Origin of the sequence: Rhizobium sp. NZLR1 (assembly GCF_017357385.1) — a bacterium.
In the GTDB taxonomy this organism is placed as follows: domain Bacteria; phylum Pseudomonadota; class Alphaproteobacteria; order Rhizobiales; family Rhizobiaceae; genus Rhizobium.
Genome location: NZ_CP071632.1, coordinates 4,459,768 through 4,484,330, shown reverse-complemented (window position 1 = coordinate 4,484,330; position 24,563 = coordinate 4,459,768). Strand labels below are relative to the sequence as shown.

General features: G+C 61.0%; 13 protein-coding genes. 8 read left to right on the top strand and 5 right to left on the bottom strand.

Annotated features, from left to right (window positions below):
* The first annotated feature begins 364 nt into the window (after window positions 1-364).
* Both J3O30_RS21945 and opgC read left to right on the top strand, forming a co-directional pair.
* Window positions 365-8,884, top strand: a complete 8,520-nt coding sequence (locus J3O30_RS21945; protein ID WP_207582245.1) for a glucoamylase family protein — start codon at window positions 365-367, stop codon at window positions 8,882-8,884.
* A 100-nt stretch (window positions 8,885-8,984) separates the two neighbouring features.
* Window positions 8,985-10,223: an OpgC domain-containing protein gene (gene opgC, locus J3O30_RS21940; protein ID WP_207582244.1), complete on the top strand. Its 1,239-nt coding sequence runs from the start codon at window positions 8,985-8,987 to the stop codon at window positions 10,221-10,223.
* A 52-nt stretch (window positions 10,224-10,275) separates the two neighbouring features.
* Here the strand turns inward: opgC and J3O30_RS21935 are convergent, their stop codons facing one another.
* Both J3O30_RS21935 and J3O30_RS21930 read right to left on the bottom strand, forming a co-directional pair.
* Window positions 10,276-10,629 carry a VOC family protein gene (locus tag J3O30_RS21935; protein ID WP_207582243.1) on the bottom strand — a complete coding sequence of 118 codons (354 nt, stop codon included), beginning with the start codon at window positions 10,627-10,629 and terminating at the stop codon, window positions 10,276-10,278.
* 436 nt (window positions 10,630-11,065) lie between these two features.
* On the bottom strand, window positions 11,066-12,829 hold the full coding sequence (locus J3O30_RS21930; protein WP_207582242.1) for a glucan ABC transporter ATP-binding protein/ permease: 1,764 nt from the start codon (window positions 12,827-12,829) through the stop codon (window positions 11,066-11,068).
* A gap of 319 nt (window positions 12,830-13,148) precedes the next feature.
* On the opposite strand from J3O30_RS21930, the gene J3O30_RS21925 reads away from it, so the two are divergent.
* The 3 genes from J3O30_RS21925 to J3O30_RS21915 all read left to right on the top strand — a co-directional run bounded on the left by J3O30_RS21925 (window position 13,149) and on the right by J3O30_RS21915 (window position 18,360).
* Entirely contained in the window at window positions 13,149-13,904 is a 756-nt protein-coding gene (locus tag J3O30_RS21925) for a LuxR family transcriptional regulator (protein ID WP_207582241.1), read from the top strand.
* Between the two features lie 216 nt (window positions 13,905-14,120).
* Window positions 14,121-17,585: a pyruvate carboxylase gene (gene pyc, locus J3O30_RS21920; protein ID WP_207582240.1), complete on the top strand. Its 3,465-nt coding sequence runs from the start codon at window positions 14,121-14,123 to the stop codon at window positions 17,583-17,585.
* A gap of 202 nt (window positions 17,586-17,787) precedes the next feature.
* On the top strand, window positions 17,788-18,360 hold the full coding sequence (locus J3O30_RS21915) for an NAD(P)H-dependent oxidoreductase (RefSeq protein ID WP_207582239.1): 573 nt from the start codon (window positions 17,788-17,790) through the stop codon (window positions 18,358-18,360).
* 44 nt (window positions 18,361-18,404) lie between these two features.
* On the opposite strand, the gene J3O30_RS21910 is transcribed toward J3O30_RS21915, so the two are convergent.
* The 3 genes from J3O30_RS21910 to J3O30_RS21900 form a co-directional block, all read right to left on the bottom strand.
* On the bottom strand, window positions 18,405-19,166 hold the full coding sequence (locus J3O30_RS21910; RefSeq protein WP_207582238.1) for an amino acid ABC transporter ATP-binding protein: 762 nt from the start codon (window positions 19,164-19,166) through the stop codon (window positions 18,405-18,407).
* Complete coding sequence (locus J3O30_RS21905; RefSeq protein WP_164007407.1) at window positions 19,163-19,843, bottom strand: amino acid ABC transporter permease; 681 nt, start codon at window positions 19,841-19,843, stop codon at window positions 19,163-19,165. The genes J3O30_RS21910 and J3O30_RS21905 overlap by 4 nt, the downstream gene beginning before the upstream one ends.
* Before the next feature lie 94 nt (window positions 19,844-19,937).
* Complete coding sequence (locus tag J3O30_RS21900; protein ID WP_207582237.1) at window positions 19,938-20,711, bottom strand: amino acid ABC transporter substrate-binding protein; 774 nt, start codon at window positions 20,709-20,711, stop codon at window positions 19,938-19,940.
* A 301-nt stretch (window positions 20,712-21,012) separates the two neighbouring features.
* On the opposite strand from J3O30_RS21900, the gene J3O30_RS21895 reads away from it, so the two are divergent.
* The 3 genes from J3O30_RS21895 to ispG all read left to right on the top strand — a co-directional run bounded on the left by J3O30_RS21895 (window position 21,013) and on the right by ispG (window position 24,548).
* Window positions 21,013-21,789 carry a DeoR/GlpR family DNA-binding transcription regulator gene (locus J3O30_RS21895; RefSeq protein WP_207582236.1) on the top strand — a complete coding sequence of 259 codons (777 nt, stop codon included), beginning with the start codon at window positions 21,013-21,015 and terminating at the stop codon, window positions 21,787-21,789.
* A gap of 64 nt (window positions 21,790-21,853) precedes the next feature.
* A complete protein-coding gene (locus J3O30_RS21890) occupies window positions 21,854-23,047 on the top strand; it encodes an MFS transporter (RefSeq protein ID WP_207582235.1) in 1,194 nt (397 codons plus the stop codon).
* A 250-nt stretch (window positions 23,048-23,297) separates the two neighbouring features.
* On the top strand, window positions 23,298-24,548 hold the full coding sequence (gene ispG / locus J3O30_RS21885; RefSeq protein WP_207582234.1) for a flavodoxin-dependent (E)-4-hydroxy-3-methylbut-2-enyl-diphosphate synthase: 1,251 nt from the start codon (window positions 23,298-23,300) through the stop codon (window positions 24,546-24,548).
* Window positions 24,549-24,563: the final 15 nt, after the last annotated feature.

The following is a 24,563-nucleotide window of genomic DNA, read 5'->3' as shown; positions in this document are numbered from 1 at the left end:
ATCGACCTTGTTGGTGCGACCGGAATCGATGAGTTCCTGCCTGCCGGCACCTTAGTGCCGGCATTTTTGTGCCTACCGCCCAGATCAGCTCGCTGAGGGTGGCCCGTGCTTTTTGACTTGAATTATTTCGATACTGTCCAAATTTTCGACATGGCTTTCGCGGAGAGGTATCGATGGTCCCAATACCCGTCGGGCCGCGTCCTTTGCCAGAGCTCAGCCCGTTGCATAGCTTGGCCCAAGTGTCGTTCACCCCGGCTTCATCGATCTTTGAAGAATGGGGCTCCGTTCATGTAGCAGTCATGATAAGCAGTGCAAAAGGCTGCGCAAAACAGCCATAACTTCGTTTGGATCCAGAACCGAACCCATGTCTATTTCCAATCTTTCTCCGAGCCTTCCGCGCGAACCCGAGATTAAGCAGATCGATCATAACGATTCGATCCGCTCGACCTATCTTGCCATCGAGGACATCAAGGCGATGGGCGATGCGGTCGCCCGCAACGGCGTCGACCAGCTGCCGGCTTTCGCCCCATTCGATTTCTTCGCGCGCCATAAGGAAAACGAGAAGGAAATTCTGCGCGTCTACCGGACCACGGCGACCGACGTCGAAGCAGGCGAGACGATCACGCCGGCGGCAGAATGGTTGCTGGACAATCATTATATCGTCGAAGAGGCGATCCAGGAGGTGCGGCGCGACTTCCCCCGCCGCTTCTATCGCGAATTGCCGACCATGGTCGTCGGCGGTGTCGAGGTGCCGCGCACCCTCGTGCTTGCCTGGCTCTACGTCGCCCATACCCATAGCACGATCTCGCAGGAAAGCCTGACGGCGCTGGTCGACGGTTTTCAGGCCAGCGAGACGCTGAGGATCGGCGAACTCTGGGCATTGCCTTCGCTCGTGCGCTACGTGCTCGTGGAAAACCTTCGCCGCATTTCCAGCCGCGTCGAAGCCAGCCGCCGCCTGCGCCGCCGCGCCAACGAGGCGGCCGACGAATTGGTGCGGCTGACCGATCCGGCCGGGGCGGCGGCCTACCTGAAGACGCTGGAACCGCTTGCCGAGGACAATACTTTCTCGACACAGTTCCTCTATCGCCTTCGTGACGGCTCGCAGACGTCGAGTCTCGCCATCACCTGGCTCGACGAGCGGCTGGAAGAACTCGGCCGCAACAGCGAAGAGACGACGACGGCCGAACACAGCCGCCTTTCTTCCGGCAACGTGACGATGGGCAACATCATCCGCAGCCTTCGCGAGATCGACGATGCCGAATGGTCGGTCTGGGTCGAGCAGGTAAGCCATGTCGACAAACTGCTCTGGGAGCATTCCGATTACGGCATCCTCGATTCCGGCTCGCGCAACAAATATCGCAAACAGATCGAAAAGCTGGCCAAACGCTCGCCGCTGACGGAAATGGAAATCGCCCAGCTGGCGCTCGACATGACGGCTGCTGCCAAGGCCTCCGACGAGCCGCAGCCGCATGAACCGAATGTCGGCGGTTTCCTGTCCGGCGCGCAGCGGCCGAAGCTGGAGGCGCGGGCGAATTATCGCCCGACGATCATCCAGCATTTCGTGCGCGCCGTGCGTCGGTTCAACTGGCTGGCAATTGCCGTGCCCGTCATGCTGCTGACGATCATCGCCATGGCGATCGTCGGCCGGTTCATGGCGAATGCCGGCATGGGGGCGATCGAAATCGCCCTGCTGCTGATCATGTTCTCAGTGCCGGCGTCGGAAGGGGCGACGGGTCTCTTCAACACCGTGCTGTCCTTCTTCGTGACGCCGGCGCGCCTTGTCGGATACGAGTTCAAGGAAGGCATTCCGGAGGATGCGCGCACATTGCTCGTCGTGCCCTGCCTGATCTCGAACCGTGACAGCGTCGATGACCACGTGCGCAATCTCGAGGTTCATTATCTTGCCAATCCGCGCGGTGAGCTCTATTTCGCGCTGCTCAGCGATTGGCCGGACAGCGAGGCCGAGGAAACGCCCGCCGATCTCGAGGTTCTCGACTATGCCCGGCGCGAGATCGCCAATCTTTCCGCCCGCTATGCCTATGACGGCAAGACGCGTTTCTATCTGTTGCATCGCCGCCGTCTCTACAATCCCTCCGAAGGCGTCTGGATGGGTTGGGAGCGCAAACGTGGCAAGCTGCACGAGCTGAACATGCTGCTGCGCGGCGACCGCGACACGACCTATCTGCCCGGCGCCAACACCGTGCCGGCCAAGGTGCAATATGTGATGACGCTCGATGCCGATACGCGCCTGATGCGCGATGCCGTCACCAAGCTCGTCGGCAAGCTCTATCATCCGATCAACCGGCCGGTCATCAATCCGAAAACCGGCCGTGTCGAAAGCGGCTATGGCGTGCTGCAGCCGCGCGTCACCCCGTCGCTGACGACGGGCAAGGACGCATCGGTCTTCCAGCGCGTCTTTTCGATCAACCGCGGCCTCGATCCTTACGTCTTCACCGTTTCCGACGTCTATCAGGATCTGGCCGGCGAGGGCACCTTCACCGGCAAGGGCCTTTATCATGTCGATGCCTTCGAGGCGTCGCTGAAGGGTCGGATCGATGAGAACTCCGTGCTCAGCCACGATCTTCTCGAAGGCTCGATGGCGCGTTGCGCCCTCGTCACCGATCTCGAACTGGTTGAGGATTTCCCGATCCGCTACGAGGTCGAGACCTCGCGTCAGCATCGCTGGGCGCGTGGCGACTGGCAGCTGCTGCCCTATATGTTCAATCCGAAATACGGTGTCACGGCACTCGGCCGCTGGAAGATGTTCGACAATCTGCGCCGCTCACTGACGCCGATCGCCTGGTTTTTCGCCTCCGTGCTCGGCTGGTATTTCATGAGCCCGCTCGGCGCACTGATCTGGCAGATTCTGCTGATCTTCTGCCTCTTCGTCGCGCCGACGCTGTCGCTGATCAACGGCATCATTCCGCGCACCAGCGATATCATCGCCCGCGCCCACCTCTATACGGTCTGGTCCGATATCACGGCCGCCAATGCGCAGGTTGCACTGCGTATCGTCTTCATCGCCGATTCGGCCGCCATGATGGCCGATGCGATCGGCCGCTCGCTCTACCGCCTCTTGGTCAGCCGCAAGCTGATGCTGCAGTGGCGGACCGCCGCCAGCGTTCACGCCAGCGGCCAGGGAACGCTGATCTCCTATTACAAAGGGATGTGGCACGCACCGGCGCTGGCGCTGCTGGCGCTTGGGTTTGCAGCCCTCCCCGGCGGCAGCGCCTTCGTCGTCGGCATTCCCTTCGCTCTGTTGTGGATCCTGTCGCCTGTCGTCGCCTGGTATGTCAGCCAGTCGGCAGAGACCGAGGACCGGCTCGAGGTCGCCGATTCGGTGTCGAGCGAACTGCGCAAGATCGCCCGGCGCACCTGGCGTTATTTCGAGACCTTCACCACGGCCGAGCAGAACTATCTGCCGCCGGACAATATCCAGGAAACGCCGCATGTGATTGTTGCGGCGCGCACCTCGCCGACCAATATCGGCGTCTATCTGCTCTCGGTCGTTTCCGGCCGGCAATTCGGCTGGTTCTCCTTCGAGGAGACGCTCGAGCGGCTGGAGCAGACGATTTCGACGATCGACAGAATGGAGAAATTCCGCGGCCATCTGTTCAACTGGTATCACACCGATACGCTGCAGACGCTTGGGCCGCGTTATGTCTCGGCCGTCGACAGCGGCAATCTCGCCGGCCATTTGATCGCTATTTCGTCGGCCTGCCGCAACTGGGCCGAGGCGCCGTCCGCTCATATGCAGGGCAACCTCGACGGCGTCGGCGACACAGCCGGCATTCTCGGTGAAGTGCTGGCCGACCTGCCCGACGACCGCAAGACCGTGCGGCCGCTGCGCCGGCGGCTGGAGGAACGCATCGTCGGCTTCCAGAATGCGCTTGCCGCCGTCAAGCGCGAGCATGAATTCGCCTCGATCCGCATCATCAATCTCGCCGTTCTCGCCCGCGACATCGAGAAGCTCGCCGCCAATCTCGACCATGAGGTCAAGTCGAAGCAGAGCGAAGAGGTCACCCAATGGGCGGCCTCCCTGGTGAAGGTCTGTGAGGCGCATATTTCCGACAGCACCTTCGACCTTTCCAAAGTCGATGCGCTGAGGCCGCGCCTGGTGGCACTGCGCGACAAAGCCCGAGATCTGGCGTTCTCGATGGATTTCGGCTTCCTGTTCCGGCCCGAGCGGCGCCTGCTGTCGATCGGCTACCGCGTCGAAAGCGGTGAACTCGACCAGGCTTGCTACGATCTTCTCGCCTCGGAATGTCGCCTGACCAGCCTGTTCGGCATTGCCAAGGGCGATCTGCCAACGGAGCACTGGTATCGCCTCGGCCGCCAGGTCGTTCCTGTGGGGTCGCGCGGCGCGCTGGTCTCCTGGTCCGGCTCGATGTTCGAGTATCTGATGCCGCCGCTGGTCATGCAGGAGCGCGGCGGAGGGATTCTCAACCAGACCAACAATCTGGTCGTCGTCGAACAGATGAATTACGCCCGCAAGCTCGGAATTCCGTGGGGCATCTCGGAAGCGGCCTTCAATGCCCGCGACCATAATCTCAATTATCAGTACACGAATTTCGGCGTGCCGACGCTCGGCCTGAAGCGCGGCCTCGGCCACAATGCCGTCATTGCGCCTTATGCATCGCTGCTCGCCAGCCAGTACGACCCGCCGGCCGCGCTCGAAAATCTGCAGAGGCTGCGCAAGGTCGGTGCGCTCGGCAAGTTCGGCTTCCACGATGCCGTCGACTTCACGCCGACGCGCGTGCCGGAAGGCAAAAAATGCGCTGTGGTCTATAATTATTATGCCCACCATCACGGCATGTCGATCGCCGCCGTCGCCAACGTCGCCTTCAATGGTCATCTGCGCGAGCTCTTCCACGCCGATCCGGTCATCGAGGCAGCGGAGCTTTTGCTGCAGGAAAAGGCGCCGCGCGACATTCCGGTGATGAGCGGCAAGCATGAATCCGACACGCCGGCCAGCATCCAGGACGACCTGCTGCGGCCGGAGATCAGGAAGATCAGCGATCCGGCTTCGCGTGATCGCGAACTCGTGTTCTTGTCGAACGGCCATTATTCGCTGATGCTGACGGCTACGGGCGCCGGTTATTCCCGCTGGAACGGCCTCTCCGTTTCCCGCTGGAAAGCCGATCCGACCGAAGACCGCTGGGGCAGCTTCATCTTCCTGCGCGATACGGCCACGAATGAATGGTGGTCGACGACCTCGGAGCCGAAGGGCGTCGAAGGCGAAAAGATCAAGGTCGAATTCGCCGACGAGAAGGCGCAGTTCACCAAGACGGTCGGCGACCTCACAAGCGAGGTAGAGTGCATTATTGCGACCGAGCATGATGCCGAGGCCCGCCGCGTCACCCTGCTCAACATGGGTGGGGAAGACCGTTTCATCGAAGTCACCTCCTATCTCGAACCGGTGATCACCTCCGACGATACCGACAATGCGCATCCGGCATTTGCCCGGATGTTCGTCAAGACCGAGATCGGCAAGCGCGGCGACGTCATCCGCGCCGAACGCAACAAGCGCGATCCGAACGAACCGAACATCAGCATCGCCCACTTGATCGTCGACAATGCCGGCGACACCCGCCACACGGAATTCGAGACCGACCGGCGCAAATTCATCGGCCGTGGCCGCAGCCTTGCCGATGCGGCAGCCTTCGATCCGGGCGCTACGCTTTCCGGCAGCGACGGCTTCATGCTCGATGCGGTGATGTCGCTGCGTCGCACCGTCCGCGTGCCGGCCGGCAAGAAAGTCAGCGTGATCTTCTGGACGATCGCTGCGCCAAACCGCGACGAAGTCGACAAGGCGGTCAATCGCTACCGTCATCCCGACGCTTTCAACCACGAGTTGGTGCAAGCCTGGACGCGCACGCAGGTGCAGATGCGCCATGTCGGCGTTACCTCGCAGCAGGCAGCGGCCTTCCAGCATCTCGGACGCTACCTCGTCTATCCCGACATGCAGCTGCGCAAGGACGAGGCGACCGTCGAGGCCGGCCTGCAGTCGCAATCGGCGCTTTGGCCGCTGGCGATCTCCGGCGACTTCCCGATCTTCACGCTGCGCATCAACGACGACATGGATCTCGAGATCGCCCGCGAGGCGCTGCTGGCGCAGGAATATCTGCGTTCGCGCGGCGTCACCGCCGATCTCGTCATCATGAACGAACGCGCCTCTTCCTACGCGCAGGATATGCAGCACGCGCTCGACGCAATGTGCGAAAACGTGCGCCGCATGGGCCAGGCCGACGGCTTGCGCCAGCATATCTTTGCTGTTCGCAAGGACCTGATGGAGGAGAGCACCTATCACGCGCTGATTGCGGCTTCCCGCGTCACGCTGCATACGAAGAACGGCAAGGTGGTCGACCAGATCGGCCGCGCCGTGGCGCTGTTTGCGCCCTCCAAGGAGGAGCTGCAGGAGATGGAACGGGCCGAGCGCAACAAGGCCCCGGTCAAGCGTGTTGCGCCGGTGCCGCCGCCTGTCGTGCCCGCCGTCGTCATCGAGGAGGAAGGCGATCTCGACTTCTGGAACGGTATTGGCGGTTTTGCCCGCGATGGACGCGAATATGTCGTTCGGCTGCCCGGAGGTCACGCGACGCCGCAGCCGTGGATCAATGTCATCTCCAATGACAGGTTCGGCTTCCACGTGTCGGCTGAGGGCTCCGGCTTCACCTGGAGCGCCAATTCGCGCGACTATCAGCTGACCTCCTGGTCGAACGATGCGGTGGTCAACCGTTCCGGCGAGGCGTTCTATTTGACCGATCTCGAGAGCGGTGCCGTCATGACGCCGTTCGCAGCGCTTTCCGGCCGGCCGGACATCCGCTTCGAAACCCGTCACGGGCTCGGCTATTCGGTCTTTTCCAGCATTCAGAACGATATCGCTCTCGAGCTGACGCAGACGATCGACCGCGAAAGGCCGGTTAAACTGCAGCGCCTGCGCTTGCGCAACACCGGTTCGACCAGCCGCAAGCTGCGTCTCTACGGTTATGTCGAATGGATCCTCGGCAGCAATGCGGCACGCACGGCACCGTTCATCCTGTCTAGATATGACGAGGAGACTGGGGCGCTGTTTGCCACCAATCCCTACAGCATCGATTATTCCAGCCGCACCGCCTTCTTCGCGGCGAGCGAGGCCCTTTCGAGCTTCTCGGCAAGCCGGCGCGAATTTGTCGGCAAGGCGGGAACGATCCACGCGCCGCAGGCCGTTACCTCCGCCGCCGCCCTTTCCAGCACGGCCGACCTCGACGGTGATCCGGCCGCAGCGCTTGCCATCGACATCGAGCTCGGCGCCGGTGAGGAGCGCGACTTCACCTTCTTCCTCGGCGATACGCCGACGGAGGAAGAAGCGCGCAGAGTCATCGCCGAGATCCGCAAGGCCTCGTTCGACGATGCCGTCGAGGCGAACCGAACCTTCTGGCGGGATTTTACCGGCAGGCTGCAGATATCGACGCCAGATCGTGGAATGAATAATCTCGTCAACACCTGGTTGCCCTATCAGAGCCTCGGCTGCCGCATCATGGCCCGCACGGCCTTCTACCAGGCAAGCGGCGCCTTCGGCTTCCGCGATCAGCTGCAGGACACGCTGGCCTTCGTGCTGCACGAACCCTCCCTCGCCCGCGGGCAGATCCTCAATGCCGCGTCACGCCAATTCCGCGAAGGCGACGTGCAGCATTGGTGGCTGCCCGGAACGGGTGCGGGCGTGCGCACGTTGATCTCGGACGACGTCGTCTGGCTCGCTTACGCGATCCATCATTATTGCAGCGTCACCGGCGATAGGAGCGTGCTCGACGAGCAGATCGCCTTCCTGGAAGGGCCGGCTCTGCTCGAAGGCCAGCACGACTCCTTCTACAGGCCGGAGATTTCCGAGGACAAGGCGAGCGTCTACGAGCACGCGGCGCTGGCGCTCGATCTCGCCATCGCCCGCAAGGGGGCAAACGGCCTGCCGCTGTTCCTTGGCGGCGACTGGAACGACGGGATGAACCGCGTCGGCGTCGGCGGGCGCGGCACCAGCGTCTGGCTCGGCTGGTTCTTGGCGGGCGCATTGCGCTCCTTTATTCCCTATGCCGAAGAGCGCGGCGACACGGCCCGCATAGAGCGCTGGTCGGCGCATCTGATCGAGCTGAAGAAGGCGCTCGAAACTGCGGCCTGGGATGGCGGCTACTATCGCCGCGGCACATTCGACGACGGTGCGCTGCTCGGCTCCAGGGAAAGCCCGGAATGCCGGATCGATTCGATTGCGCAGTCATGGAGCGTGCTGTCGGGCGAGGGTGATCCGGCCCGCGCCGTCACAGCGATGGACGCTGTGCTCGACCAGCTGGTCGACGAGGATGCCCGGATCATCCGGCTGTTCACGCCGCCTTTTGTCAATTCCGCCAGGGATCCCGGCTATATCAAAGCCTATCCGCCGGGGGTGCGCGAAAACGGCGGACAATATACCCACGCCGCAACCTGGGTGGTGATGGCGTTGGCGGAGCTGAAGCGGGGCGATGATGCCTTCCGTTGCTTCCAGATTCTCAACCCGATCACCCACGCGCTCGACAAGGCTTCGGCGGAGCAATACCGCGTCGAACCCTATGTCGTGGCTGCCGACGTCTACGGCCATGAGCCCTATACGTCGCGCGGCGGCTGGACCTGGTATACCGGCTCCGCCGGCTGGCTCTACCGCGCCGCCGTCGAAGGCATCCTCGGCATCCGGCTGAAGGGCGGCCGGCTCTATGTGCGGCCGTCGCTCCCGTCGGAATGGGACGGTTTTGCGGCAGAGGTGGAGCAGGGCGGCGGCAAATACCGCATTTCGGTCTCAAAAGCGTCCAATGACAGCGGCTACACTCTGACGATCAACGGCTGCGAAGTCACCGATCCCGAAGAGGGATATCCGCTCGGATAACAGCGTCCTCCACGCTGAAAAACACGGCGATTCGCGGCGGCCAAAAGGGAACCCTTTTGGCCGCCGTCGCGTTTGCAAATCGGATGACAAGGAGACACCCATGGCTAGCACGCCGACCCAAGCCATCGTCACTGGGCGCAGTTCCCTATCCGCCGCCGCGCCAATACGTGATACAAGGCTCGACGTCTTGCGCGGCGTGGCGCTGATCATGATCTTCATCAACCATGTTCCCGGACAGATCTTCGAATATCTGACGACGAAGAATTTCGGTTTTTCCGATGCTGCAGAAGCCTTCGTGCTGATCTCGGGCATTGCCGTCGGCCTTGCCTACGGTTCCGGGTTCCGGCCGGGCAACCGGCTGACGATGGCGATCAAGGCGGTGAAGCGCGCCTTCACGCTCTATCTCGCCCACATGATCACCACCTTCATGACGCTGGCGCTGTTTATCTGCGGCGCGTGGCTGTTTCACCGGCCGGGCTTGCTGGTCGAAATCAACATCCTGGCGGTGCTGATGAACCTGAAGGAAGGCATTCCGGCGTTGCTGCTGCTCGGCCACCAGATCGGCTATAACAATATCCTGCCGATGTACGGCGCGTTGATGTTGATGGTGCCGATCATCCTGCTTTTGAATGCCCGGAGCCCGTTGCTGGCGCTCGGCGTTTCCGGCACGGTCTGGCTGCTTGCGGGCATCTACCAAGTGGCGCCGCACAACATGCTGATCGAAAGCTACTGGTTCCTCAATCCGCTTTCATGGCAGTTCCTGTTTTCGATCGGCATCGTTTCGATGCTGCATATCAAGCGCGGCGGCACCATCCCCCGGCATCGGCTGCTGCTTGCGGCCGCTGCCGGTTACGTCGCGCTGTCCTTTGTCTGGGTGACCGGCCAGCTCTGGGTCTTCGGCAATTCGCTGGCCGCACTTGGCCTGCCGACGGTCATCACCGGTTTCGACAAGACCTTCCTGTCGCTGCCGCGTCTGTTGCACGTGCTGGCACTGACCTATCTGGTCATCAGCATTCCGGCGCTCTCGCGCATTCTGCGCCGTCCTGCAGACCATCCGCTGGCGATCCTCGGCCGCCATTCGCTGAACATTTTCGTCGCCGGCACGATCCTCGCCATGATTGGCCAGGTAGTGCTCTATATTACCAATAAGGATCCGCTGGTCGGTCCGCTCTTGGTGATCGTTGGTATCGCGACGCAATTCGCCTATGCCTATTATCTCGAACGCAAGCGCCAGCAGGGCAAGGTCAAGGCGAAACTGGTCACGGAGCTCGCCAGCGTCCCGGTGCCCGTCCGCATTGGCGGAACGGCCAACGTCTATCGCCGCAACGATCGGAAATAGGCTTTGGATATGCCTGTGAGATGAAGGGAGCCGGCGGCCGATGGCCGCCGGCTTAGTTTTTGTGAACAAGGATGTTCACCAGCTTGCCCAGAGGATCGCGCACATAGAAGCGCCTGACGCCCCAGGGCTCATCGGCCGGGCCGTATTCGATGGGAAAGCCAGCCGCCGACATTGCCTTAAACACGGCGTCGAGGTCGTCGACCTCGATCGAGAGATCCGGTACCGGCGTTCCGGAGCCACCTTCGCTGGCCACGCTGAGTTGAACGGTCATCGAGCGCGGGGCGCCGAACGTCGCGATCCATCCGTGATCCATGATGACGTCAAGACCGAGGATATCCTGATAGAACCGCCGGGCCATGGTGATGTCAGGTGCCTGGACATTGGCAACGATGCGCAGGACCTTCATGGTTTTTCCCTTCGGTAGTCGGTATCAAACCGGAAATTAGGAAGATCGGTAGGGTGGTCAATCGGTTTGGCTTGGAATCGAGACGTTGCTGCGTGTGAGCCCCTTCTGCCCTGCCGGGCATCTCCCCCACAGATGGGGAGATCAGCCAGTGGTTGGCCCTCAATTCCTCTCTACTGCCGTGCGGGACATCAGTTGGTCATTGTTTGGGGAAACCATCGCGCCAGCCGATCTCCCTCCTTGTGGGGAGATGCCCGCCAGGGCAGAGGGGATATCCACACGGCACAGTGCCAATGCATATCGTCCACGGCGGTATTCGGATAAAGCAAAGTCTTAAAGCGTGTCGTAGGAATGCCGTTCGATGCAGCCTCTTAACCCAGCCCAACAAAAAAGGCCGAAAGGGAGTTACCCTCCGGCCTTTGTTTGAAACCCAAGCCGATCAGGCGGCTTCGGTGGTATGGGCCTTGCGGACCTCTTCGTCCGTCAGGATACCGCTGGCGCGCAGCAGGGCGGCGAAGCGGCCGTTGCTGTGGCTGAGTTCGTCGAAGCTACCCTGTTCGACCACGCGGCCGTCGTCTAGGAAGAGCACCATATCGGCTTCGCGGACCGTCGACAGGCGGTGGGCGATGATGAAGGTGGTGCGGTTCTGGCGCAGGTTGTCGATTGCGGCCTTGACGCGGTTTTCAGTCTCGACGTCGAGCGCCGAGGTCGCCTCGTCGAGCACCAGGATCGGCGCGTCCTTGAGGATAGCGCGGGCGATGGCGATGCGCTGACGCTCGCCGCCAGAGAGCTTGTTGCCGCGTTCGCCGACATGCGTATCGTAGCGATCCTCACGGGTCTCGATAAAGTCGGCGGCAGCGGCGGCTTCGGCCGCACGGCGCATGTCCTCTTCGCTGGCGCCTTCACGGCCGAGGCGGATATTGTCGCTGATCGAACGGTTCAGCAGGCCCGCATCCTGGAAGACGGTGGCGATGTGACGACGCAGCGACTTGCGGGTCACCTTGGTGATATCGGTGCCGTCGACAAGGATCTGGCCGCCTTGGGCGTCGTAAACACGCTGCAGCAGGTTGACCAGCGTCGTCTTGCCGGCACCGGTCGGGCCGACGATCGCGACCGTCTGGCCTGCCTTCACCGAGAAGGAGACATTGTGCAGGCCCTGCGAGCTATTGCCGAAGCCGAAGGAGACGTCGCGGAATTCGATCGCACCCTTGACGTCCTTGATCTCGCCATTGCCGGCCGGTTCTTCGCGTTCACGCACCGAGTCTTCGAGCGCATAGAATTCCTCGAGCTTGGAACGGGCTTCGAAAATCTGCGTGGCGAACTGGCGCATCAGGTCGAGGCGGCCGATCAGCAGGTTGGCAAAGCCGATGAAGGCGATGACGTCGCCGACGCGCAGCTGGCCGGCCTGAACAAGCATGGTGCCGATGATCAGGACCACCATCATTGCAATGGTCGACGCCATGCGGTTCAACGCGCTGGCGATCGCCCACCAGTCGAGCACCGGATACTGGGCTTCGAGCAGGCGGTCGGCAAAGGATTTCAGCGCCTTGGTTTCAGCCTCGATGCGGTTGTAGCTGTGCAGGACAGACACGTTGCTGATCGAGTCGCTGACATGCGAAAAGACGGTGTGATAATGGTTTTCGACCGAAGCCTGGCCGTCTTTGGTGCGGCTCATGACGACGCGACCGATCATCCAGTAGGCGACGGCGAGCACCATGAGCACGGCGGAAAGGCGCAGGTCCATCGCCATTGCCGTCGGTATCAGAAGGGCAAGCGCGATAACCGTCGACAGGTGGTTGCGCATGAATTCCAGCCAGAGACCGAACAGCGTCTCGCAGGCGCGCAGCAATGTATGCAGCGCGTTTGAGGTGCCGCGCTGATGGTGCCAGCCAAGCGGCATGGAGATGATCCGGCCGAAGGCTTCCGTCAACAGCGTCGCGCGCCGGCCATGGGCCAGCCTGTCGGCCTCGCGGGCGACCAGGACGAAGGCAACCGTGTTGAAAACGGCGAAGGTCGCCCACATGAAAAGGATGGGCTTGACCTCACCCTTGCCCGAAATCGCATCGATAATGCGACCGAACAGGATCGGCTCCGCAATGGTAATTGTCGCCAGAACGATGTTTGCGACCACGACCAGGGATACGCGCAGCTTGTAGGCGCTGAGATAGCGCAGAGCTCTTGCATAGACCTTGAATAGCGTCACGTCGAACCTCTTATGCATCTGCGAAACGGGATGATGCGATGCTACAAAAGGTTACCTGAACCGGCGATTAACGGAGTATTCAGGGTCCATCGAGGCGACGAGTAACCCGATCGCATTATCGTGGGATTCGACGAGATGACTATGGCGCTGAATTTTCTGCTCGGTTATATCCCTGCAACAATTTGCGCTTGCATTTTAATAAATATTTAGCGCAGCATTAAATTAGAGACTGCATTTTTTGAAGAAGACCGTTTCGCGACCAATTTGAAAAGCCGCCGACGGCCTCGATGCGGGCATCCGTCCGGGCAAGGGGCATTTTGTGAATATTAATTTGTTAATTCAATTGCTTATCATTCTGGAAGAAACGTCAAATCCTCAGGCCGTGGTTACCGAGCTGGAGCAGGTCATCCAAGATTGCGGCTTCGAATATTACGGCCTACGGCGCCATTTGCCGCAGAATCCGGCGCAGCAGAATCCGGAACCCTGGGCTGCGGCGCTTGCCGGCCGCTGGCCGCAACAATGGCCGCAAATCTATACCGCGAAAAAATATGTGCTGATCGATCCGATGGTGCGCTACCTCGCTCATGCGCAGCGGCCCTTCCGCTGGCGGGAAAGCCTGGCAGCATTCCGCAAGGATGCGCAGAAGCGTCGGATGGAGCAGATGATGGTCGATGCTTTCGGTCACGGACTGGAAGACGGTTATATCTTTCCGATCCACGGACGGAACGGCATTCTCGGCAACCTCAGTCTCGCCGGCAAGCCGATCGAGCTGTCGCCGGTGGAGATCGCCCTTTTCGAGGCCGTGGCACGCAAAAGCTTCTGGCGATTGCTCGAGCTGAAGGATGAGGCGGAGGCGCTGGAAACCGTGCTGCCGGCCGACACGCCGCTGACGCGACGCGAAATGGAGATCCTGCATTATCTCGCCGAAGGCATGACCTCGATGGAAATCAGCAAGATGCTGAAGATCTCAAACCACACCGTCGACTGGTATATGAACGGCTTGCAGAACAAGCTGAAGGCGAAAAACCGGCAGCAGGCGGTGGCGCTTGCCTTCCGTCACCGCTTGATAAGCTAGAGCATGATGCCGAAAGGATGAGCGGTTTTCATGCTATGCCTTTGATTTTGATAAGAAATACGATTTATGCCGATCCGGCCTGACATCATCAGCATTTAGAATGGCGAGAAATTGCATTTCGCAGTCGCAAGAGAAATTGAACTTCCTGTAACAAGAAGTTAAGAATTTCCTTCGCGGGTGCAGCATGCCCGCGTCTGAACGCCTGAGGAGACCGTTTTGCCCATTTCCAAGATACTCGTTGCCAATCGCTCCGAAATTGCCATTCGCGTGTTTCGCGCGGCCAACGAGCTTGGAATAAAAACCGTGGCGATCTGGGCGGAGGAAGACAAGCTGGCGCTGCACCGTTTCAAAGCGGACGAAAGCTATCAGGTCGGCCGCGGCCCGCATCTTGCCAAGGACATGGGCCCGATCGAAAGTTATTTGTCGATCGAGGAAGTGATCCGCGTCGCAAAGCTCTCAGGCGCCGATGCCATTCATCCAGGTTATGGCCTGTTGTCGGAAAGTCCCGAATTCGTCGATGCCTGCAACAAGGCCGGCATCATCTTCATCGGCCCGAAGGCCGATACGATGCGCCAGCTCGGCAACAAGGTCGCAGCGCGCAACCTGGCGATCTCGGTCGGCGTGCCTGTGGTGCCGGCCACGGGGCCGTTGCCGGAGGATATGGCCGAAGTGGCGAAGATGGCCGAGGAGATCGGCTATCCCGTCATGCTGAAGGCCTCCTGGGGCGGCGGCGGTCGCGGCATGCGCGCCATCCGCGATCCGAAGGATCTGGCCCGTGAAGTGACCGAGGCCAAACGTGAGGCGATGGCCGCCTTCGGCAAGGACGAGGTCTATCTGGAAAAGCTCGTCGAACGCGCCCGCCACGTCGAAAGCCAGGTTCTCGGCGATACACACGGCAATGTCGTTCATTTGTTTGAACGTGACTGCTCGATCCAGCGCCGTAACCAGAAGGTCGTCGAGCGCGCGCCTGCGCCCTACCTCTCGGAAGCGCAACGCCAGGAGCTTGCCGCTTATTCGCTGAAGATCGCCTCGGCGACCAATTATGTCGGCGCCGGCACCGTCGAATATCTGATGGATAGCGATACCGGCAAATTCTACTTCATCGAGGTCAATCCGCGTATCCAGGTCGAGCATACGGTGACCGAAGTCGTCACCGGCATCGACATCGTCAAGGCGCAGATCCACATTCTCGACGGCTTTGCGATCGGCACGCCGGAATCGGGCGTTCCCGCTCAAGCTGACATCCGCCTGAACGGTCATGCGCTGCAGTGCCGCATCACCACCGAGGATCCGGAGCACAATTTCATTCCGGATTACGGCCGCATCACCGCCTATCGCTCGGCGTCGGGTTTCGGCATCCGTCTCGACGGCGGCACCTCCTATTCGGGCGCTATCATCACCCGCTATTATGATCCGCTGCTCGTCAAGGTCACGGCCTGGGCGCCGAATCCGTCCGAAGCGATCAGCCGCATGGACCGGGCGCTGCGCGAGTTCCGTATTCGCGGCGTCGCTACCAACCTGACCTTCCTCGAAGCGATCATCGGCCATCCGAAGTTCCGCGACAACAGCTACACGACACGTTTCATCGACACGACGCCGGAACTCTTCCAGCAGGTCAAGCGCCAGGACCGCGCGACGAAGCTCTTGACCTATCTGGCCGACGTCACCGTCAACGGTCATCCCGAGGCCAAGGACAGGCCAAGGCCGCTTGATAACGCTGCCCAGCCGGTGGTTCCCTACGCCAATGGCAACACGGTCAAGGATGGAACGAAGCAACTGCTCGACACGCTCGGTCCGAAGAAATTCGGCGAATGGATGCGCAATGAAAAACGCGTGCTTCTGACCGACACGACGATGCGCGACGGCCACCAGTCATTGCTCGCCACCCGCATGCGCACCTATGACATCGCCCGCATCGCCGGCACCTATGCGCATGCACTGCCGAGCCTTTTGTCGCTCGAATGCTGGGGTGGCGCCACCTTCGACGTCTCGATGCGCTTTCTGACGGAGGATCCGTGGGAACGCCTGGCGCTGATCCGCGAGGGCGCGCCGAACCTTCTGTTGCAGATGCTTTTGCGCGGCGCCAACGGCGTCGGCTACACCAACTATCCCGACAATGTCGTCAAATACTTCGTCCGCCAGGCAGCCAAGGGCGGCATCGATCTCTTCCGCGTCTTCGATTGCCTGAACTGGGTCGAGAACATGCGGGTGTCGATGGATGCCATTGCCGAGGAGAACAAGCTCTGCGAGGCGGCGATCTGCTATACCGGCGATATCCTGAACTCGGCCCGTCCGAAATACGATCTGAAATACTATACCGACCTTGCGGTCGAGCTTGAAAAGGCCGGCGCGCATATCATCGCGCTCAAGGATATGGCCGGCCTCCTCAAGCCTGCGGCTGCGAAGGTTCTGTTCAAGGCGCTGCGTGAAGCGACCAGCCTGCCGATCCATTTCCATACGCATGATACATCAGGTATTGCGGCCGCGACCGTGCTTGCCGCCGTCGATGCCGGCGTCGATGCGGTCGATGCGGCGATGGATGCGCTATCCGGAAACACCTCGCAGCCCTGTCTCGGCTCGATCGTCGAGGCGCTGCGCGGTACGGAGCGCGATCCGGGCCTCGATCCGGAGTGGATCCGCCGCGTCTCCTTCTATTGGGAAGCGGCGCGTAACCAATATGCCGCCTTCGAAAGCGACCTCAAAGGCCCGGCCTCGGAAGTCTATCTACATGAAATGCCGGGCGGCCAGTTCACCAACCTCAAGGAACAGGCCCGCTCACTCGGCCTCGAGACCCGCTGGCATCTGGTGGCGCAGGCCTATGCCGATGCCAACCAGATGTTCGGCGATATCGTCAAGGTGACGCCGTCCTCCAAAGTGGTCGGCGACATGGCGCTGATGATGGTCTCCCAGGACCTGACAGTTGCCGATGTCGTCAGCGCCGACAAGGAAGTCTCCTTCCCGGAATCGGTGGTGTCGATGCTGAAGGGTGATCTCGGTCAGCCGCCCTCAGGCTGGCCGAAAACGCTGCAGAAGAAGGCCCTGAAGGGCGACAAGCCCTATACCGTGCGGCCCGGCTCCTTGCTCAAGGAGGCCGACCTCGATGCTGAGCGCAAGGTCATCGAGACGAAGCTGGAACGTGAGGTCAGCGATTTCGAATTCGCCTCCTACCTGATGTACCCGAAAGTGTTCACCGACTTCGCGCTTGCCTCCGATACCTACGGCCCGGTTTCGGTGCTGCCGACGCCGGCCTATTTCTACGGGCTTGGAGATGGCGAGGAACTGTTTGCCGATATCGAACGCGGCAAGACGCTGGTCATCGTCAACCAGGCGATGAGCGCGACTGACAGCCAGGGCATGGTGACCATCTTCTTCGAACTCAACGGCCAGCCGCGCCGCATCAAGGTGCCGGACCGGGCCCATGGGGCAACAGGTGCAGCCGTCCGCCGCAAGGCGGAACCGGGCAATGCCGTCCATGTCGGTGCGCCCATGCCGGGCGTCATCAGCCGTGTCTTCGTCTCTCCAGGTCAGGCGGTCAGTGCCGGCGACGTGCTCGTCTCCATCGAGGCGATGAAGATGGAAACGGCGCTGCATGCGGAAAAGGACGGGACGATCTCGGAGGTGCTGGTGCGGGCCGGCGATCAGATCGACGCCAAGGACCTGCTCGTCGTCTATGGCGCTTGAGCAACGGGCGGGCGATCGTCGCCGAGAGGCTTCGTTCTGCTGTCCAACGACTGCGGCCAATCACCCGATTGTGTATGATCGGGCGGTGAAAAGCAGATTTTTCGACGAGTTGGCAGTCTCCTTGCCTTGCCCGGCGAGGAGACTTTCTCATAGACTTGCGCTCCCACCATCCGCCCCCAAGACCCATCAGGAAATCATCTCCATGAGCAAGTTGAAGATTGCCGTCATTGTCGGCAGCACGCGTATTGGCCGTTTCGCCGAACATCCGGCCAAGTGGATTGCCGAGCTGGTCGGCCAGCGCTCCGATCTGGAAGTCGAAGTTCTCGATCTTATCGACTATCCCATGCATTTCTTCGGCGAAGCGCGCGCCACCACAGCGGAAAGCGACTCCGCCGAGCGCTGGAAGAAGAAGCTGCGCGAATTCGACGGCTTCATCTTCACCGCCGCCGAGTACAATCATGCTCCGACGGCCGTTCTGAAAAACGCGATCGATCTCGGCGAATTCATCCAGAAGCCGGTCGGTTTTGTCGGTTACGGCGGCGTCGGCGGCGCACGTGCGGTCGAGCAACTGCGTTTGATCTTCGTGGAAATGGGCGCTGCTTCCGTCAAGACCGGTGTCCACATCGCATTCAGCGAATATCTTGCCGTTCTCAAGGAAGGCAAGAGCCTTGGCGATTACGCCCATCTCAACGAGGCTGCCAAGAACCTGCTCGATCAGATCACATGGTGGGGCAATGCGCTGAAGGCTGCGCGCGCCGTCGTCACGGCCTCCTGATTGGAGTTCCAGCAATGCCGGGATGGCCGCATCCCGGCATTGCTTCAAATGTCGTAGGTATGCGCCGCGTTGATCGTCGAGATGAAGCGCTTGGTGCGTTCGCGCTCCGGCGCAGTGAAGATCGCCCTGGCGCTACCCGTTTCCACCACGCTTCCGGCTTCCAGAAAGACGACGTCATTGGCGATCTTCGAGGCAAGCCTGAGATCATGAGTCGCCATCACCATGGTCGTGCCTTCGCGGGCAAGCTGACCCAGCACATCGACCACTTCTGCCGAGAGTTCCGGATCGAGCGCCGAGGTCGGTTCGTCACAGAGAAGCACGCGCGGCGACGGCGCCAAGGCGCGAGCGATCGCCACACGCTGCTGCTGACCGCCCGAGAGCGTCGAAGGCCATGCATCGGCCTTGTGGGTCATGCCGACCTTGGTCAGCAACTCCATCGCCCGCTCGCGCGCCCTTTCCCTCGGCCATTTCAGGACTGTCACCAGGCCCTCCATAACATTCTCAATCGCGGTCTGATGCGGGAAGAGCTGGAAGTTCTGGAAGACCATGCCGGTCTGGCGGCGGATCTTCTGGATCGCCTGCCAGCTCGTTCGTTTGCCCGGCGCAAAGGCCAGCGTTTCCTCTCCGAGGCGGATGGAACCGGCGGTCGGAATTTCGAGCAGGTTGATGCAGCGCAGCAGCGTGCTCTTGCCGCCGCCCGAAGGCCCGACCAGGGCGGTGACGCTGCCTTCGGGAATGCGGATGCTGATATCCTTGAGGATGACGGCGTCGCCGAAGCGCTTTTCGATGTTGGAAAGCTCGATCATGCATTTGCCTCCAGCATGCCGCCATAACGCGCGAAGCGGCGTTCCAGCCGCACCTGCAGCTGCGAGAGGACGGAGCTTAGGGCAAGATAGATCAGCGCCGCCTCGATATAGAGGATCAGCGGCTCATAGGTGGTGGCGACGATGCGCTGCGCCGCCTGGAAGAGCTCCGGCACGGTGATTGCGGCGGCAAGCGAGGTGTCCTTGACCAGCGAAATGAAGGTGTTCGACAGAGGCGGCACGGCGACGCGGGCGGCCTGCGGCAGGATGGTGCGGCTCATCGCCTGGCGCCAGCTCATGCCGATCGAATAGGCGGCTTCCCACTGGCCCTTCGGCACCGAGGAAATGACGGCGCGGATGATCTCGGAACTATAGGCGCCGATATTCAGCGTGAAGCCGATCAGGGCGGCTGGAAAGGCGTCAAGCAGGATGCCGAGGCTCGGCAAGCCGTAGAAGATGACGAAGAGCTGAACGAGCAGCGGCGTGCCGCGGATGACCCATACATAGAAACGAGCGATGGCGGAAAGCGGCGCCGGCCCGAAGAGTCGGGCGATTGCGGTGGCGAGCCCGAGGGCCAGGCCGAAGACGAAGGACAGCAGCGTCAGCGGAATGGTGAAGATCAGCCCCGCCCAGAGGAGCGAGGGCAGCGAATCCGCCATGAGTTGGAGCCAGTGCGGCAAGGGGCGTTCCCTCTCGTCAGTTGGGTGGTGATATCTCGAATACCCCTCCCCAACCCCTCCCCACAAGGGGGGAGGGGCCATTCTTGAGTGGGACTTACTTCGAAACGTCCTGGCCGAAATACTTGTCGGCGATTTTCTTGTAAGTGCCGTCGGCCTTGATGTCGGCAAGCGCCTTGTTGATTTCGGCAAGAAGCTCCGGCTCGTTCTTGCGGATGATGATGCCGGAATAATCGGCATTTTCCTGCTCTGCGGCGATCTTCACCGGCGCGTCCGGCTTGTGCTTCTTGAAATCAAGGAAGGAGAGGCTGTCGTTGATCGTGGCGTCGGCGCGCTTGGTCAGCACGAGCTGGATCGATTGATCGAAACCGTCGGTGCCGACGAGTTCGGCACCGGCTTCGGTTGCGATCTTGCCGAAATTGCTGGTCAGCGATTGGGCGGATTTCTTGCCCTTCAGATCGGTGAAGGTCTTGATGCTGTCGTCGCCGTCGCGGATGATCAGCACGGCCTTGGAAGCGATATAGGGTTCGGAGAAATCATATTTCTGTTTGCGGGCTTCGGTGATGCCGACCTGGTTGATGACGGTGTCGTAGCGCTTGGCGTCGAGGCCGGCGATCAGGCCATCCCACTTGCCCTCGACGAACTCGGCCTTGACGCCGAGTTTGGCAGCGATCGCTTCGCCGATCTCGACGTCGAAGCCGACGAGCTTGCCGCTTTCGTCATGAAAGGTGAAGGGCGCGTAAGTGCCTTCGGTGCCGATCTTGAAGACGCCGGCCGATTTGATGGCGGCGAGGTTCTCGCCGGCATGGGCAGGCAGGAGGGCAGCAGCATGAATGAGGGCAGCGGCGGCGACGGTTTTCAACCAGTTCATTGTTTTATCCATCCTTGGGAGGTTGTCATCGGATGAGCGATAGTTCGCAGAAAATTAGGGCGTCGGAAGCGTAAAAAACTGCGAATAAAAGCAGCAACTGCAAATATTTTTCTCAAGCGGCCGGTTAAACCGTGAATCCTGTAGAAACCGGCTCCATCCGCCAACCAGGCTGTCCGGATTCCACTCTGGTCGTAGAGCTTTGTTTCAGACCGTCAGGAAACGTGTGTTTATGCATGTTGTGCGCATGATCATAAGTGTTTATGCACGTTTCTGGTTCCAATGATTTCGACCCGGTAAAAACATGCAGGATTTCCTATTGCGCGAGCGCCAAGGCGTGATTTCCGACAGGCTGCGGATCAACGGCCGCGTCCTGGCGACGGAACTTGCCCTCGAATTCGGCGTCTCCGAGGATACGGTGCGCCGCGATCTGCGGGAGATGGCCGCTGCAGGGCTCTGCGAGCGGGTCTATGGCGGCGCACTGCCGGTCTCGCCGGCGCACGGGAACCTGACGCAGCGGATGGGTTTTGCGGCTGACCGGAAACAGGCATTGGCGCGCGCTGCGGCACAGCAGATTGCCGCCGGTTCGACTGTGTTTTTCGATGCCGGCAGCACCAATCTGGCGATTGCCAACGCATTGCCGGCCGAACTGGCGCTGACGGCTGCGACGAATGCGCCGGCGATTGCCGCCGAGCTGATCGATAAGCCTGCCGTCAACGTCATCCTTATCGGCGGAATGGTGGACCGGCAGACGGGCGGTTCGCTCGGCGCCAAAGCCTTGCGGGATATGGAACAGCTTGCGCCCGATCTCTGTATTCTTGGTGCCTGCGGCGTCGATCTTGAGGCCGGCATCACGGTGTTCGGTTTCGAAGATGCCGAGTTCAAGCGGTATGCGGCGTCGAGAAGCAGAAAAGTGCTGGTGGCGGCAACTTCGGAGAAGTTCGGCACGGCTGCCCCGCACAGCATCCTGCCGGTTGCTCATTGTGACTGCCTGGTCGTCGAGCACGATGCCGATCCGGCCATACTCGCCGGTTATCGCGAGCGCGGATGCAGAACTGTTATCGCCGAGAAAACGAACTAGGCGGTTGTCATAGAGTTTAGGGAAACCGGGCGCGTATAAGCCCGGCAATGAGGAAGACCGAGAAATGGATAGTCATGTGAATGCGTCGCCGGGAGCGCGGAGCGGCTTCGTTACCAAAAGCAGGGCGGCGGTTTCCCTGCTTTTTCTGATGAACGGCTTCGTCGTCGGCTGCTGGGCGCCGAAGATCCCGGATTTTGCCGAGCGCCTGGCGCTCTCCAAGTTCGAACTTGGGCTGATGATCCTGGTCTTCGGCGTCGGCTCGCTGGTGATGATGCCGATCGCCGGGGCGCAGATTGCCAAACACGGCTCGCGTGTCGTCGTTCAGGTCCTGGCTGTCTGCGTGCTGCCATTGCTGCTGGCATTGACGCTGGCGCCAAATGTCGTCACCGCGGCAATTTCGCTCTTCCTGTTCGGCGGCTTCATCGGTGCCATGGATGTGGCGATGAACGCCAATGCGGTGTCGGTGGAGAAATCCATGCGCCGCTCCATCATGTCGTCCTGCCACGCTTTCTGGAGCCTTGGCGGGCTGATCGGCTCAGGCCTCGGCGGCATCGCGATCTCCAAGCTCGGCATTCTCGGTCATGCCGAACTGGCGACGGTGCTGGCGGCGATCTTCCTGGCTATCTCCTGGCCTATGATCCTTGCTGATCCGCCGCATCCCGACACAAGGAAGGAAAAGACAAGACTGCCGATGGTGCCGCTGCCGTGGCTGCTCGGTTTGATGGCCTTGTTCAGCATGGTGCCGGAAGGCGCGGTACTGGACTGGGGTGCGCTCTATCTCCGGCAGGAAATGGATGCATCCGTGGCGCTTTCCGGCCTTGGTTTCGCAGCCTTTTCGGCGACGATGGCGATTATGCGCTTTGCCGGCGACCTGGTGCGCGACCGCCTGGGCGGCGTCAAGACGCTGCGGATCTGCACCTTGTTTGCCATCGTCGGCATGCTGTTTGCAGGCCTGGCACCCAACGCCGAGATCGCCATTCTGGGCTTTGCCTTTTGCGGCATCGGCATTTCCAACATGGTGCCGATCGCTTTCTCGGCGGCGGGCAACATTCCCGGCCTCAAGCCCGGCATCGGCATCTCTGTGGTGACCACCATGGGCTATTCCGGCATGCTGGTTGCGCCGTCCTTGATCGGCTTCGTCGCCGAGCATATCGGTTTCGCCATCGTTTTCATGGCGCTGCCGGTGCTGCTCCTTGTTGTTCTCCTGCTTTCTAACCTGGCCCATTATGCCGATGGAGTCTCCGGAAGCGGCCACTAGACCAGAATGATTTTAGGTCGGGACGGCCTAAAATCTGAATCCTGTTCTGAGCCGCCTCCCAACAAAAGTGATATCAGGGGCGGTTGACAAGAAAGCGGTCATGATCCACCTGAAAGACACTGTTTCTAAAGCGCGTCGCAATCTCTCGGATTCGCTTCTTGCGCTTTAGGTTCTTATTTTTACGCATGTCGTTATCGCAAAACCGCTGCACACTTTTGCGCGACATGCTTTAGGGGTGCAAAAACTCTTCATGTCCTCAGCCGCCGATTTTGATCCGAAACCGCGCCGCGCTTCTATTGCCGTCGATGTCGGCGGCATCATCGTCGGCGGCGGGGCGCCGGTCGTCGTGCAATCGATGACGAACACCGATACGGCCGATATCGATTCGACCGTTGCCCAGGTCGCTGCCCTCCACCGGGCGGGCTCGGAACTGGTGCGCATCACCGTCGACCGTGACGAGAGTGCGGCCGCCGTGCCGAAGATCCGCGAGCGGCTGTTGCGGCTTGGCATGGACGTGCCGTTGATCGGCGACTTCCATTATATCGGCCACAAACTGCTTGCCGATCATCCTGATTGTGCCGAGGCGCTGGCGAAATACCGCATCAACCCCGGCAATGTCGGCTTCAAGGACAAGAAGGACAAGCAATTCGCCGAGATCATCGAGATGGCGATCCGCTACGACAAGCCGGTGCGCATCGGCGTCAACTGGGGCTCGCTCGATCAGGATCTCTTGACGGCGCTGATGGACAGGAATGCCGAAGCCGGTTCGCCGCTTTCGGCCCGGCAGGTGACCCGCGAGGCGATCGTGCAATCGGCACTGCTTTCGGCAGCCCTTGCCGAAGAGATCGGCCTGCCGCGCAACCGCATCATCCTGTCGGCCAAGGTCAGCCAGGTCCAGGACCTGATCGCCGTCAATTCCATGCTCGCCGAACGCTCCAATCATGCTTTGCATCTCGGTCTGACCGAAGCCGGCATGGGCACCAAGGGTATCGTCGCCTCGTCGGCGGCGATGGGCTTCGTACTGCAGCACGGCATCGGCGATACGATCCGCGTGTCGCTGACGCCGGAGCCGAACGGCGACCGCACGCGTGAAGTCCAGGTGGCGCAGGAGATCTTGCAGGTCATGGGCTTCCGCCAGTTCATTCCTGTCGTTGCCGCCTGTCCCGGCTGTGGACGCACGACGTCGACGGTGTTCCAGGAGCTTGCCCAGAACATCCAGAACGACATCCGCAAGAACATGCCGATCTGGCGCGAGAAATATCCTGGCGTCGAGGCGCTGAACGTCGCCGTCATGGGCTGCATCGTCAACGGTCCCGGCGAAAGCAAACATGCCGATATCGGCATTTCGCTTCCGGGCACCGGCGAGACGCCAGCGGCGCCCGTCTTCATCGACGGCCGGAAGGCTCTGACGCTGCGTGGCCCCCATATCGCTGCCGATTTCGAGGCGCTTGTCGTCGACTATATCGAGAAGCGTTTCGGTCAGCGGACGGCGGCGGAATGAGCGACCGCAAGTTCG

Excerpts from the sequence above, each read along its gene's own strand:
- opgC (WP_207582244.1), top strand. The coding sequence starts at position 8,985 with ATGGCTAGCACGCCGACCCAAGCCATCGTCACTGGGCGCAGTTCCCTA.
- ispG (WP_207582234.1), top strand. The coding sequence starts at position 23,298 with ATGTCCTCAGCCGCCGATTTTGATCCGAAACCGCGCCGCGCTTCTATT.
- J3O30_RS21935 (WP_207582243.1), bottom strand. The coding sequence starts at position 10,629 with ATGAAGGTCCTGCGCATCGTTGCCAATGTCCAGGCACCTGACATCACC.
- J3O30_RS21900 (WP_207582237.1), bottom strand. The coding sequence starts at position 20,711 with ATGAACTGGTTGAAAACCGTCGCCGCCGCTGCCCTCATTCATGCTGCT.
- J3O30_RS21915 (WP_207582239.1), top strand. The coding sequence starts at position 17,788 with ATGAGCAAGTTGAAGATTGCCGTCATTGTCGGCAGCACGCGTATTGGC.
- J3O30_RS21895 (WP_207582236.1), top strand. The coding sequence starts at position 21,013 with ATGCAGGATTTCCTATTGCGCGAGCGCCAAGGCGTGATTTCCGACAGG.
- J3O30_RS21910 (WP_207582238.1), bottom strand. The coding sequence starts at position 19,166 with ATGATCGAGCTTTCCAACATCGAAAAGCGCTTCGGCGACGCCGTCATC.
- J3O30_RS21945 (WP_207582245.1), top strand. The coding sequence starts at position 365 with ATGTCTATTTCCAATCTTTCTCCGAGCCTTCCGCGCGAACCCGAGATT.
- J3O30_RS21890 (WP_207582235.1), top strand. The coding sequence starts at position 21,854 with ATGGATAGTCATGTGAATGCGTCGCCGGGAGCGCGGAGCGGCTTCGTT.